Origin of the sequence: Streptomyces sp. NPDC020742 (assembly GCF_040641675.1) — a bacterium.
Lineage (GTDB): Bacteria > Actinomycetota > Actinomycetes > Streptomycetales > Streptomycetaceae > Streptomyces.
This window is the reverse complement of sequence record NZ_JBFAEA010000002.1, coordinates 505,343-517,702: the sequence shown is the minus strand read 5'-3', so window position 1 is coordinate 517,702 and position 12,360 is coordinate 505,343. Positions and strand designations below refer to the sequence as shown.

14 protein-coding genes and 4 pseudogenes are annotated in these 12,360 nt (G+C 68.0%); 12 read left to right on the top strand and 6 right to left on the bottom strand.

All coding sequences use genetic code 11. From position 1 onward, the window contains the following. The first annotated feature begins 322 nt into the window (after positions 1-322). Positions 323-865, top strand: a complete 543-nt coding sequence (locus AB0G84_RS06325) for a GNAT family N-acetyltransferase (RefSeq protein ID WP_361316231.1) — start codon at positions 323-325, stop codon at positions 863-865. 141 nt (positions 866-1,006) lie between these two features. Here AB0G84_RS06325 and AB0G84_RS06320 read toward each other — a convergent pair whose 3' ends face one another. Next, positions 1,007-1,966: an alcohol dehydrogenase catalytic domain-containing protein gene (locus tag AB0G84_RS06320; RefSeq protein WP_361316229.1), complete on the bottom strand. Its 960-nt coding sequence runs from the start codon at positions 1,964-1,966 to the stop codon at positions 1,007-1,009. 52 nt (positions 1,967-2,018) lie between these two features. Here AB0G84_RS06320 and AB0G84_RS06315 point away from each other — a divergent pair. Further along, positions 2,019-2,362, top strand: a pseudogene (locus AB0G84_RS06315) (methyltransferase, FxLD system); the annotation flags it as partial. Positions 2,363-2,443: 81 nt separating this feature from the next. Then, a pseudogene (locus AB0G84_RS06310) lies at positions 2,444-2,687 on the top strand (hypothetical protein); the annotation flags it as partial. Between the two features lie 229 nt (positions 2,688-2,916). Here AB0G84_RS06310 and AB0G84_RS06305 read toward each other — a convergent pair. Both AB0G84_RS06305 and AB0G84_RS06300 read right to left on the bottom strand, forming a co-directional pair. After that, complete coding sequence (locus AB0G84_RS06305; RefSeq protein WP_361316226.1) at positions 2,917-3,225, bottom strand: hypothetical protein; 309 nt, start codon at positions 3,223-3,225, stop codon at positions 2,917-2,919. Between the two features lie 144 nt (positions 3,226-3,369). Then, positions 3,370-4,108: pseudogene (locus AB0G84_RS06300) on the bottom strand (DUF5655 domain-containing protein). Positions 4,109-4,427: 319 nt separating this feature from the next. Between AB0G84_RS06300 and AB0G84_RS06295 the strand changes: the two are divergent. From AB0G84_RS06295 to AB0G84_RS06285, 3 genes are read left to right on the top strand one after another with little or no spacing between them, the layout of a single operon-like run. Continuing rightward, positions 4,428-4,790 (top strand): MarR family transcriptional regulator, encoded by a 363-nt coding sequence (locus AB0G84_RS06295; RefSeq protein WP_014173936.1) that lies wholly within the window; start codon positions 4,428-4,430, stop codon positions 4,788-4,790. Next, positions 4,787-6,220 carry an MFS transporter gene (locus AB0G84_RS06290; protein ID WP_361316224.1) on the top strand — a complete coding sequence of 478 codons (1,434 nt, stop codon included), beginning with the start codon at positions 4,787-4,789 and terminating at the stop codon, positions 6,218-6,220. Before AB0G84_RS06295 ends, AB0G84_RS06290 begins: the two co-directional genes overlap by 4 nt. A 42-nt stretch (positions 6,221-6,262) precedes the next feature. Further along, positions 6,263-6,556: a DUF1330 domain-containing protein gene (locus AB0G84_RS06285; RefSeq protein WP_361316221.1), complete on the top strand. Its 294-nt coding sequence runs from the start codon at positions 6,263-6,265 to the stop codon at positions 6,554-6,556. A gap of 93 nt (positions 6,557-6,649) precedes the next feature. On the opposite strand, the gene AB0G84_RS06280 is transcribed toward AB0G84_RS06285, so the two are convergent. Next, the gene (locus AB0G84_RS06280; protein ID WP_361316218.1) at positions 6,650-7,060 is read right to left on the bottom strand and encodes a Tn3 family transposase; all 411 of its coding nucleotides are present in this window, start codon (positions 7,058-7,060) and stop codon (positions 6,650-6,652) included. A gap of 123 nt (positions 7,061-7,183) precedes the next feature. Here AB0G84_RS06280 and AB0G84_RS06275 point away from each other — a divergent pair, with 123 nt between their 5' ends. From AB0G84_RS06275 to AB0G84_RS06265, 3 genes are read left to right on the top strand one after another with little or no spacing between them, the layout of a single operon-like run. Then, entirely contained in the window at positions 7,184-7,363 is a 180-nt protein-coding gene (locus AB0G84_RS06275) for a CopG family transcriptional regulator (RefSeq protein WP_361316216.1), read from the top strand. Position 7,364: 1 nt separating this feature from the next. Beyond that, on the top strand, positions 7,365-7,709 hold the full coding sequence (locus AB0G84_RS06270; protein ID WP_361316213.1) for a VOC family protein: 345 nt from the start codon (positions 7,365-7,367) through the stop codon (positions 7,707-7,709). A gap of 21 nt (positions 7,710-7,730) precedes the next feature. Further along, entirely contained in the window at positions 7,731-8,588 is an 858-nt protein-coding gene (locus AB0G84_RS06265; RefSeq protein WP_361316211.1) for a class I SAM-dependent methyltransferase, read from the top strand. A 94-nt stretch (positions 8,589-8,682) separates the two neighbouring features. Here AB0G84_RS06265 and AB0G84_RS06260 read toward each other — a convergent pair whose 3' ends face one another. Further along, entirely contained in the window at positions 8,683-9,231 is a 549-nt protein-coding gene (locus AB0G84_RS06260; RefSeq protein WP_361316209.1) for a hypothetical protein, read from the bottom strand. A 115-nt stretch (positions 9,232-9,346) separates the two neighbouring features. Beyond that, on the bottom strand, positions 9,347-10,498 hold the full coding sequence (locus AB0G84_RS06255) for an extracellular solute-binding protein (RefSeq protein WP_361316206.1): 1,152 nt from the start codon (positions 10,496-10,498) through the stop codon (positions 9,347-9,349). Between the two features lie 253 nt (positions 10,499-10,751). Between AB0G84_RS06255 and AB0G84_RS06250 the strand changes: the two are divergent. The 3 genes and pseudogenes from AB0G84_RS06250 to AB0G84_RS06240 all read left to right on the top strand — a co-directional run. Further along, a pseudogene (locus AB0G84_RS06250) lies at positions 10,752-11,156 on the top strand (GntR family transcriptional regulator); the annotation flags it as partial. Positions 11,157-11,467: 311 nt separating this feature from the next. Beyond that, positions 11,468-11,869: a hypothetical protein gene (locus tag AB0G84_RS06245; RefSeq protein ID WP_361316890.1), complete on the top strand. Its 402-nt coding sequence runs from the start codon at positions 11,468-11,470 to the stop codon at positions 11,867-11,869. Further along, on the top strand, positions 11,838-12,254 hold the full coding sequence (locus AB0G84_RS06240) for a hypothetical protein (protein WP_361316204.1): 417 nt from the start codon (positions 11,838-11,840) through the stop codon (positions 12,252-12,254). Before AB0G84_RS06245 ends, AB0G84_RS06240 begins: the two co-directional genes overlap by 32 nt. The last annotated feature ends 106 nt before the right edge of the window (positions 12,255-12,360 follow it).

Below are 12,360 nucleotides of genomic sequence, written 5' to 3'. Positions count from 1 at the left end.
CCCCCTCCCGGGCTGACGACGACCCGCTCGGCCGGTCGGAAGTTGCCCTACTCCGCTGAGTTGCGAGCCCTCAAGGGCAGCTGACGGACCTTCCCGTCAGCTCCGGTTTCCCCTGCCGTTTCTGGTTACAAGCCCTCCAGTGGTGCCCACAGCTCGCCGGTTTTCGGCGGCCTGACGCCGCTTCTTCGCCGATGCTCATTGGCTGCCGCAGCTGGCGTCTTGAAGAAGCTCGGGCGCCTCCGTTGCCTGATGCTGCTAGGGCGTGTAACGAAAGTGCCTGATAAGGACGACGGAGAGTCCATTTGTGAGCCAGAATGATTGGATGGTCACGCTTGAGACTCCCCGTTTGATCCTGCGTCGCTGGCGCGAGGAAGACGTTGCGCCCATGGCTGCCGTCAATGCCGACCCTGAGGTCATGCGGTGGATCCGTGACGGCAGCGTCCGTGACGAACAGCAGACTCGCGACGGGGTCCAGGCATGGGAGAGCGAGTGGGAGTCACAGGGCTTCGGCCTGTTCGCCGTGGAGATCCGGTCCACTGGCGAGCTGGCCGGGTTCACCGGCCTTTCGGTGCCCGACTTCTTGCCGGAGGTGCTGCCGGCGGTTGAGGTCGGCTGGCGGCTGGGACGTTCCCACTGGGGGCAGGGCTTGGCCACCGAAGCCGCTGCGGCCGCTGTACGGTTCGGGTTCGAAGAGCGAGGGCTGAAGCGGATCGTCAGCATCACTCAAGTGGGCAACCACGCCTCCGAACGGATCATGACCAAACTGGGGATGCAGCCGGTCCGTGAGACCGTCCATCCCACCGGCGGTCGGCTAGTACGGGTGTTCGAGTTGTCGTCGGACCAGTACGTCACAACCACTCATTGATGGCGGCAACGAGGACGGTAGCCTCGTAGCAGACCGTGAGTTCGTCGTACCTGGTGGCCACGGCTCGATGTCTCTTGAGGCGATTGATGCCGCACTCGACCGCGTGCCGGGCCTGGTGGGGCGTGCATCCCCAGCGCATTGTCATGCGCAAGTCAGGATGACCTTGCCAAATTTACCCGGGCCAGCGAGCCGGGCGTAACCATCGGCGTACCGGTCGAGGGAGAAGGTCGTGTCTACGGGGACCCGCAAGCGACCGTGGGCGAGTAGGGGAACCACCGAGGTGCGAACGAGGTTGGCCAGCAGCGCCTTCTCCGCGTGCGTGCGGCCGCGGATGGTCGTTCCGATCAGATGGCCGCGTACCAGCATGAGGTCGAACATCCGCAGCGGCACCGTAGCGCCGGCCTGCACCCCGACGATGAGGACCTTGCCGCGGCTGCGCAGCAGGGCGACCCGTTGCAGGCAGTCCTGTCCGCCGACGAGTTCCACGATCACGTCGTACGGCCCGTGCTGTGCTTCACCGGCGGGAGTGACGACGTCGACGCGTGCGCCGTCCGGGGCGAGCGCCTTCACCTGGTGGTGAAGTTCGGGACGGCGCACACTTGCCACGGTATGCGCTCCGGAAACCGCGGCGACCTGCACCATGGCCGTTCCCACACCGCCTGCCGCACCGGTGATCAGTACACGGTCGCCCGCGCAGACCTGGGCCTGGGTGATCAGGGCGTCCCAGGCGGTGCTGAAGGCTTCCGAGAAGCCGCCAGCCTCCTGCCAAGACAGGGCATCCGGCACCGGAAGCAGGAGATCGGCAGGGACGGCGATCCGCTCAGCGTGACCGCCGCCACCGACCAGTGCCATGACTCGGTCTCCGGTGGAGATTCCAGTAACGGCGCTCCCAACGTGCTCGACTTCACCGGCGATTTCCAGGCCGGGCACGTCGGTTGGCCATCCCGGCGGCGCCGGATAGTCCCCCCGTGCCTGCTGCAGGTCGGCGGCGTTGAGACCTGCGGCGCGCACGCGGACCACCACATCTCCCGGTCCCGCCACCGGTCCCGGCCGTTGGTCCAGGTGGAAATGCCCATCGCAGTCGATCACTACAGCCCGCATGAGCGCACTCTATGTCCGGCCGCGAGGGGGCGTCAGACAGTTACAGCCACTCGTTGACGCCGACGCCCTCGCCGGGGTCCTGGACCAGCCGCGGACCGAGGAGTGGACCGAGGAGCCAACCGGTATGAAGGTCCGCGCCATGGAAAGCCCTGAGCGGATGGAGCTGTTCGTCTCCTGCACTCTGCCTTCCGGCTTGATCCGGATGCTGTTCCCTCAGGCCGGCAAGGGCACGCTGCTCGCCGAGGACCCGTACCCGTCCTCCACTGCGACCGCGAATACCGCGACTGTGAAGCGAACTTCGAGATCCTTCCGCTCGACGGGCCCGCGGTCGAGCAGCACCCCGGGGCCTTCCCCCTCGACACCCCGCTGAACCGCGTCCTCGCCACCTGGCAGTAGCACGTCGGCGCGGAGTGCCCGCCGCTCGCCGGCAGGCACCCCACCGTACGCACTTCGCCGTCCACTCAGCCGGGGGACCTCATGGACCTGCACGGCTCCATAGCGTCAGTGCTTCCCACTCATCTCCCGATTCCGTCCCGCCTGCCTGCCCCTCCCCCAGCGCGTGGACACCCTGGTCGAACTCGCAGACACCGCAGCGGCCAAGGCGGACCAGGGCCTGGCATCCGCGGTCTACAACCAGGCTGCACTCATCGCCTCCGCCATCGGGCGCCCCGACCTCGCACGGCAGTCGTGCCACCAGCACGCCACTGCCTACCTCCCAGCTGCAACGTGACCTTGCCGCGCAAGTCCACAGGCATCCGTACGGGGACGCTCTCAGCGGACCCAATCTCGTCACGGCCCGTATGAAGCTCAAGCTCGTCGACGGCCAGGCCGAAGACTGACCAGAGCCACATGCAAGGCGCCCCGCCCGAACTGGGCGGGGCGCCTTGCGTTCTGCGCGCCAGAGCTCCATCCGCGGCCGACGGGCGACTGCCTGGTTCCGGTCGAGCTACCTACTCCACCGCATACAGCAGGTTGTACTCAGCGCCACCCGCCCTGAAGCGCAGACTGCGCTCACCAGGCGTATCCGTGATCCACTGCTCCCCGAGCTTGCCGTCCCCGGCTGTTCCGCCGACCTCCCCGAGAGAGACGGCAATCGTTCCCGTGAAGTCGCAGTCGTACTTGACGGTGTACATCCGGTCTCCCAGCACCGTCCCGTTCCACACAGTGCCACGATTCTGGACAACAAGCCTCGGCTCGTCGACGCCGCTCCAGCCCTCGGTCGTGACGCACTTGAGCTTCTCCAGATAGAGCTTGGCCATACCGTCCCCTGTGAAGGATCCTTCTCGACGCTTCACATCCTGCCGAGCCTCAGTAAACGATCACTAAACGAATGAACGCGGTAGTCGCCGCCAGGACGCTGCCCCGCCCGGGGAGGGCGGGGCAGCGCTGAAGCCCTCGTCAGGTCAGCCAGTGCGCCCCGGCACCACCAGCCCCAGGCGCAACAGGTCCTGGGCACGCTCCAGGTCTCGCTCCGTGCGTAGCTGCAGCTCCAGGTCCCCGTGCCGTGGTGGCCGAGCCCTGTCACGTTCCGGGTGAAGCCGGGAATGAGATCGCCCCCTTCAGGTCAGCCTTGAGGTAGACGAGGAGCTTGGTCTGCTGTGGCGGACAGACGCACGCGAAGTTCCGCAGGTGTTGATAGGCGCGGTACTGCTTGCGCCGGACCCTGGTGATGCCGTCGCCGAGGCTGCGCAGTGCCTCGTCGAGGGCTGCAGCCAGATCCGTCAGTACGCGGTCCTGGCTTCGCGTGCTCGGCACGCCGGCTGCGCGACGCCGGGGAGCCGCGGGGGTAGTCGTCGGTCCGGGGTACGAAGCCACGGCCTCAAGGGCGATGTGATCGGCGCCGAAGAGGCGGTAGCGGACGCGGTCGATGCTGCGTCGGTGCTCGCGTACGGCATGGATGTCGTAACGGGTGAAGTCGCCAGCCGCGCAGATCAGCCTCGGTGCGTTCCACAGCTCCTGGGACGCAGCCGTGGCCCCGAGCCGGTCGCGGACCCGGTACCCGAACTCGGCCTGGTGATCCATCAGCCAGGACAGGTAGAAGAGTCCCTGATTGATCACGCCTGCGTCCGTGTCGCACCTGTATTCGAAGTTGGGGCCGCTGCTGTAGCTGGGGTGTGACCGAGATACGCGCCAAACGGGCAACGGGATGATCTTGAAGCACTGATCCGCTCGGATTTGCCTGCGGCGACGTGCAGCGGGGTCGCGTACGGCGACGTGCCGGGCGGCCGAGTCGACGCCGGGGCGGGCGTAGCGCTCCAGGGAGCGATGGACAGCTCCCGGTTGACGGTGTCGGCGTCCATCTCGTCCGCCCGCGCCGGTCAACCATTTCCATAAACTATGAATATAAAAACGCTATGCTTCGACCATGAGTCGTCAAGACACCGCTCCTGGCGCGTCCGCCGCCATCGGGGCAGCCCTCTACGGCCTGGCCACCAGGGCCGCGAGACGCCTGCCCCGGGACATGAGCCTGACGTCCGCCGCCACCCTGGCCACCCTGGACCGGACCGGCCCCCGGCGCATCACCGATCTGGCCGCGGTCGAGGGCGTCACCCAGCCCGCGATGACCGCCCTGGTCCGGGTGATGGAGGAGTCCGGCCTGGTCGAGCGACGGGGCGACGCGTCCGACAAGCGGGTCACGCTGGTGTGCCTGACCGAGGCCGGCGCCTCCTACGTCCGGACGCGGCGCCAGGCGGGCGTCCACGCGTTCGAGCGGCTGATCGGCGAGCTCACCGGCGACGAGGTCGAGGCGCTGGTGGCGGCCCTTCCGGCGCTGAAGCATCTGGCAGAGCTCGAAAGCCAGGACCGCGAAGGGCCGAAGCAGTGACCGGGCAGCCGGTCGGCGGGGTCGCGGTGAAGGCGTTCCCGGTGGCGCGTTCCGAGGCGCGGCTGCTGGTCCCCGCCCTGATGTTCATCGCTCTGGTCGTGGCGGCGGTCGCCAGCCTCGGGACGCCGCTCATCACCAGCGTGGCGACCTCGTTCCACGTCTCGCTCGGCAGCGCGCAGTGGACGCTGACCGTCGCGCTGCTCAGCGGCGCCGTCGCCACGCCGGTCCTGGGCCGGCTCGGAGCCGGCCGGCACCGGCGGGCCACGATCCTCGCCACGCTGGCGGTCGTCGTCGTCGGCAGCGCGCTCACCGTGCTGCCGCTGCCGTTCGCGTGGCTGCTGGCCGGCAGGGCGGCCCAGGGCGTCGGGCTCGGGCTGACGGCGCTGATGATGGGCGTGGCCCGGGACCACCTCCCCGAGGAGCGCAGCGCGGGCGTGATCGCCCTGATCTCGGTGGTCTCGATCATCGGGGCCGGCGTCGGCTACCCGCTGGCCGCACTGCTCGCCGAGCTCGGCGGGGTACGGGCCGCCTACGGCCTCGGCCTGGTCGTCACCGCCGCCGCCCTCCTGACCGCGTGGCGCTCCATGCCCGAAGCCCCCGAAGGCCGCTCCGCCCACGTGGACGTGGCAGGCGCGGTCGTCCTGGCCGCTGCGCTGCTCCTGGTGCTGTTCCTCGCCGGCGAACGGAATCTGTGGAGCCGGCACCTCGCCGTGGCGGCGGGCCTCGCCGTCGTCGCGGTGGTGCTGCTCTGCGTCTGGGCCGTCATCGAGCTGCGCAGCACGACGCCCCTGGTCGATGTGCGGGCGGTGCGGCACCCGGCGGTCGCCGGGGCGAACCTCGCCATGTTCGTCGGCGGGATCGGCATGTACCTCCTGCTCACGCTCATCACCCGGTACGCGCAGACGCCGCACGGCGCCGGCTACGGCTTCGGGCTGACGACCTTCGTCGCCGGGCTGGTCCTCATCCCGTTCTCGGTGCTGGGGTTCGTCGCCGGCAAGCTCACGCCGCGGGTCCGGACGCGGATCGCTGACCCCCTGCTCCTGGCCGGCAGCGCCGTCGTGGTCGGCGGCGGGTTCGCCCTGTTCGCGGCGGCCCGGTCGGACCTGGCCGAACTGTTCGCGGCGATGGGCGTGCTCGGCTTCGGCGTCGGCGGCTTCTCGGCCGCGATGCCCGGCGTCATCCTGGCCGTCACCCCCAAGAGCGAGACGTCGAGCGCCATGAGCTTCAACTACGTCGTCCGCAGCGTCGGGTACTCCCTGGGCAGCGCCATCGGCGGCCTGATCCTCGCCGCGGGCACCGGCCCCGGCCACCTCTTCCCCGACGACAGCGCCTACACCACCGCGGCGCTGGTCGGCATCGGCGCCATGGCGATCACGACGCTGACAAGCCTCGCTCTCGCCCGCCGACGCCCGTCCGAGACCAACCCGTAAGTCCCGTAAGTCAGATGCACTCATCCCAACACTGGAGGTTCCATGCCCAAGGGCTACTGGGTCAGCGTGTACCGCACCATTTCAGACCCCGAGAAACTGGCTGCTTACAACAAGCTGGCCGCTCCGGCCGTCAAGGCCGGGGGCGGTCGGACCTTGGTCCGTGGCGGTCGGGTCGTGGCGCATGACGCCGGAATCGCCGAGCGCACCGTCCTGGTCGAGTTCGACAGCTTCGAGCAGGCCGTCGCGGCGCGCGAGAGTGCGGCCTACCAGGAGGCGCTGGTCGCCCTTTCCGACGGCGTCGAGCGCGACTTCCGCATCGTCGAAGGCATCGACTGACCGAGTCCAGTCGGATCTTCACTGAAGCAGCAGGATTCCGGGGTATACCGGCCCGCTCCCGTGAAGGGCGTCACCAGCTAGTTCCCTCTCGGCTCAGGCAGCCTGGCCGAGACCGGCGGCGGTCAGGTCCTGCTCGCGCAGCGGGGTGAAGTCGACGTCGAGTTTCGGGTCGTACGCCTCGGGCTGGATGCCGAGTTCGTGGGTGCTGTACTCGCCGAACCGGTTGATGTGTTCGGTCAGGTACGGCGAGATGTGCGCCAGGTCTTCCGGGTCGATCTCCCATCCCTCTTCCAGCAGCTGGCGGACGATCTCCGCGATGTCCAGGGCATTGCGGAGATCGTCCGGGTTCGTGAGCAGGGCGTCGATGTGCACGTACTCGCTCTGCTTGGAAAGCCGGTAGAAGGTCAGTTCCTTCCAGTTCCTGATCCTGGGCATCAAGTCGAAGCTCAGCAGGTGGGCGAGCGCAAAGACAGGGAAGCTCTGGCCCTGCGTATCCGCGTGCACCGTGGGTTGCCCCTTTGGCACGTATCTCGGTCACACCCCTAGCTCGTCCGGGTGGTCTCGTGGGACGCCCGGACGTCATCGGCGCGCTTCTCACCTAGCTTGCTAGGATGCTAGCATCGCCCGGTGAGTGATGAGGAAGTCAAGCAGTTCAACGTGTACCTGCCGATCGGGCTGATCAAGCAGGTCAAGTACCGCGCCATCGAGTCGGGCATGTCGTTGTCGGCGCTGGTCGCTGACGCACTGCGCGCCTACCTCGATGACGCTCATGGGCACGCACAGCAGTCGACCGAGAAGGAAACCTGACATGGAGACCGAAGGCATCGAGGCCGTGTTCTTGACGACCCACAACTGGGGTAAGGCGGCGCAGTTCTTCCAGGCGCTGGGGTACGAGCTGGAGTTTGCGACGGACCACAACTCCGGCCAGCTGCGCAACGGCGACGGTCCCTGCGTGTTCATCGCCGAGGTTCCCGAGGACCAAGAGCCCCAGACGCGGATCGTGCTGAAAGTGCCGGACGCAGACGCGTTCCGTGCCGATCCTGTCGTCGAGGTGGTCACGCCGTTCGAGGACACCCATTACGGAACCAAGGAGATGACCGTCCGCGACCCCGACGGGCGCCTGTGGAGCCTCCAGGCTCCCGCCAAGAACTGATTGCGACGAAGGGGGAACACCATGGCGCACGAGCAGATACAGGCACCGGATAACACCGCAGTGCGGACCGCCCTCTGGCGGGCGATGCACCTCCAGGTCGACCCACCCCCGCATGTGATCGAGGATGAGATCGGCCTGCAGCTGGCGGCCCCCGGCGATGACTGGCGCGCCCGTCCGGACATGGACCCGCAGGCCACCAGTAGGTTCCGGGCAGCCATCGTTGCACGCGCTCGTTTCATCGAGGATCTGATCGCTGAGCAGGCCGACCGGGGCGTGACCCAGTACGTCATCCTGGGGGCCGGTCTGGACACCTTCGCCCAGCGCAAGCCGGAGCTCGCCTCCCGCCTGCGGATCTTCGAGGTCGACCAGCCCGGGACCCAGGCGTGGAAGCGCCACCGCCTGGTCGAACTCGGCTACCGCATCCCAGACTGGCTGAACCTGGTGCCGGTCGACTTCGAGGCGAGCGAAGACTGGTTGCAGAAGCTTGCCGCGGCCGACTTCGATGCCAGCCGGCCGGCGGTCATCGTCTCCACCGGCGTCACCATGTACCTCACCAAAGACGCCACCGCGGCCACCCTGCGCCAGATCACCGGGCTTGCACCCGGCTCGACGCTCGCCATGACCTTCCTGCTGCCGACTGAACTGCTCGACGACGCCGACCGCCCCGGCCTCCGGACGAGCCGGGAAGGCGCGCAAGCATCCGGAACGCCGTTCATCAGCTTCTACACCCCGCCCGAGATGCTGGCACTGGCGCGCGAAGCCGGCTTTGAAGACGCGCGACACGTGTCGGGAGCTTTGCTCGCCGAGCGCTACTTCGCCGACCGCGCCGACGGCCTCCGCCCGTCGAGCGGAGAGGACCTGCTGCTGGCCACTACCTGACCCCCTCGCCACGCCTTCTGTGCCAAGAACCCTCCGGGCCTTGCGGTTCAAAAGCGCTTTTGGTGGCCGAGTGGTGAGCGGAGCCACCGTTCCCTCAGTTGTCGGAGCCGGTGAGCTGGACTTCGAGGTCGGCGATGCGACGGTCCTTGCGCTGCGTGAGAATCCCGGCCCGGGAAGCCGTGAGACCTTCCTCTGCGTTCCGGGGGCGTTCGCGCCAAGTTGCCTCGTGCTCGTCGTCCTGGTCGGCGAGCATCTGGGTCCGGCGTTCGCCAGCCTCGGTCATCGCTGCGACGACCGAGGCTCTGGCCTTGGGGTTGTCGTAGCGGAAGGTGCGCGAGACGTCCGCGCGGCGGGCGACGGCGGCGCGGAAGGCGGTGGACCACACGCGCCGCCGCCACTGCTCGCGCTTGCGCCGCCAGTTGAGAAAATCAGCGCCGGACAGGACGAGTAGAAGCCCTTCAGGCAGGCCGCCGCGGTCGACAGCGCGGAGTGGCCGTAGGGGCGCTTGTCGACCCGCCACGGCTCGCCGAGCGGCATGCGGGCCTCCGGCACCCACCGTAGCCCGCAACACCGAGGGGAGCACGATGGTTTCCGCGAAGGTCTTCGGTCCCGTGAAGACGGTGTGCGGTCGGGACGCTGCCACAGGACGACTCACCTCCGCCTGCGCGGAGAGCGCCGGGCGTGCGCGAAGTCGGCGAGGACGGCGCGCGGTTCACCTCCGCCCGAGCGGAGGTGAACCGTACGCGTGAGAGTCGCGGTTATCTGGAGACGGCCTTACCCCAGCCCTGGGCGATGTCATCCTTGGCATAGTCCATCTGCGACTCGGTCGGGATACTCGGCGTGCCGGAGACCTTCGGCAGCTTGGCGGCCGCGGTCTTGTCGAGCGTGCCGTCCTTCTCCATGGCGGCCATCAGGGCCGGGCGGGCGTAGCCCTTGAGCCAGAGGTTCTGGCCCTCGGTGCTGTAGAGGTACTCCTGCCACAGCCGGGCGGCCGCTGGGTGCGGGGCGTCCTTGTTGATGGCCTGCGAGTAGTACTGCGAGAACTTGCCATCCTCTGGGACCGCGACCTGCCAGTCGAGTCCCTTGCTCTTGAACTCGTCGGTGTGCCTGGCGTTGAGGTAGTCCCAGTCGAGGACGATGGGCGTCTGGCCCTTCATGATGCTGGCCGAGGTGGACTGGACGGGCGTGTAATTGCCGTTCTTCTTGAGCTTGGCGAAGAAGTCGAGGCCGGGCTGGATGTAGTCGAAGGAGCCGCCGTTGGCGAGGGCGGCCGCGAAGACAGTGCCGAAGGCCGAACCCGACTTGGTGGGGTTGCCGTTGAGCGCGACCTGCCCCTTGTACTCTGGCTTGAGCAGATCCTTGAAGGTGGTCGGGCAGGTCTTCACGCGACTGGCATCGCAGCCGATGGAGATGTAGCCGCCGTAGCCGTTGTACCAGCGGCTCAGCGTGTCCTTCTGGCCGTCGGGGATGTCAATGTAATCGGCGACCATGTACCGCGCGAGCAGATCCTGCTGGGCGGCGCTGTACGCGAAGGAGCTGCCGAGGTCGAGGACGTCGGGCGCCCGGTCCTGGCCCTTGCGGGAGGTGACGGCGTTGATCTCGTCCTGGCTGGCACCGTTCGGGTTCTCCACCTCGACCTTGATGCCGTACTTCTTCTGGAAGCCGTCGATCAGGGCACCGTAATTGGCCCAGTCGCGGGGGAGCGCGATGGCGTGCAGCGTGCCTTCCTCTTTGGCTGCCTTGACGAGCGCGTCCATGCCCCCGAAGTCCTTGGCCGTGATCGCGGTGGCCGCGCTCTCTCCGTCGGCGTTGGTCGACCCGTCGAGGCCCGCGCCACAGGCGCTGAGGACGAGTGTGGCGGCGACGAGGCCGCCGGTGAGGACGACGGATCTCGGCAGGGTCTCGGTCACGGTCTCTCCAGAGGGGTACACAAGGGGGCACAGTGGACACAAGGGGATTCACGTGGGGGGTGAGGACTTGCGCGAACAGCTCGTCCGAACAAGTTGGCCATAGTAGGCACGCTGCCGATGTCCGGTCCGTAACATCTTCGAAACTCTTGGCTACCATTCCTGCACACCTGTGGCACGCAAGGACGTGTCACGGTGCCTCCTCTACGCCGGTCGCGTTGCGCACTCAGGGCACCACTCCGTGCGAGAGAGGGGCATGGCGGCACGACACGAGGAGATCACCGACAAGCTGCGGCGGGCGATCGGTCGCGAGGACTACGCGGTCGGCAGTCCGCTCCCCGCGGAGGCCGACCTCACGGCGTGCTGCGGCGTCTCGCGCGGCACGGTCGACCAGGCCGTCGCTGCCCTGACCGTCGAGGGGCTCATCGGATCACGGCAGGGCGTGCGGCCGCGTGGTCCTGACGAGCCGCCGCAGCCAGGCCTTCGCCGAGCTGTGCAGCTTCGCGCGGTGGGCGCGCGATGGGGCGCGAGGCGACCGGGCACGTGGTGTCCGCCGCCTACCGCCCCGCGACGCCGGAGGACTCCGAATGACTGGAGCTCGCCGCGGGTCCCCCCGGTGTTGCACATCCTGCGGGTGCGCGGTCTGGGCGGCGAGCCGGTCTGTTGCGAAGTGCGTTACCACCCCGCGTGGCCGGTCTTCCTGTCCGTGGCCGGATGCAGATCATCCGGGCCATGCTCGGACCAGCGGCCCCGCCAATGTCTCGACGGGCACTATTTGTGCTGGTCAGCGACGCGCTGCCGCTTCACCACAGGCATCGAGTTTGGCCAAGTACCTCGAACGGCGGCTCACGGCGCAGATCGAGCTCTCACGCCCTGCCTCAGCACACGCATTCCTTGGGCAGGTCGAGGAACAGTACGGTTCCTTGCTTATGGTGACGCTGACTCAACGCTGAGGGCGAGGAGCAACCATCCATGGCGGTCTCGATCGGATTGCATGTCAGCCCGGAATGTCCCGCGATGCTCGACCGGATTGACGCACTCGGCGGGGCGCTTGAGGCGGACGCGGACGCGGCCGAGGAACTCGGCAGACTCACCGAGGACATCGCGCAGGCGTTGCTGGGTGCTGGGGTCGTGGGGGCCGCACTACCGCAGAGCCTCGGCGGCTACGAGTTCTCCCCACGCCAATTGATGGAGACGGTCGAGCGGGTCAGTTACCACGATTCCGCGGCCGGTTGGACGATGATGGCGCTGCAGTTGATGACCGGCACCACTGCGGCCTATGTCGATGCCGTTGCGGCGGCCGACTTGTTCCCGGATGTCGCGGGTGGGGACCACGCGCAAGTTGGTCGCCGCGGCAAAATCCGGCACGCGTAACGCCGCCGTCGACACCGCGCAGTTCCACGCGGAGTACGCGACCGCCGAGGCCAAACTTCGTTCGGCACGGGCGTGGGCGATGGAGGTATGGCGAGGTATCGAAGGCACCCTGGACGCAGGCGATTTGACGAGTGCCGAGCAGGACACTCTGCTCAGGCTGGCGCTCAACCACGCGACGTGGACCGTGCAGGACGTGGGTCAGACGGTGCATCGATGGGCGGGGACGGCGGCGATCCGGCGCGGGCCGATCGACCGGTTTCTGCGTGATCTCGGCACAGGTACCCAGCACATCACCTCAAGCCCCACGGTCCTGCAGAACTGTGGGAAATGGCTCAGCGGCGCGCAACCCCAAGCGCACTGGGAATTTCTCGACTTGACGCCGTGACCACCAGGTCGGCGCGTGCGCACCGACACGAAAGGGAGCCGGCGTTCGCCCGGGTCCCGGATTTCATGGCGCCTGCGCGACGCCACCGCTTGGCAGCGGGATAACG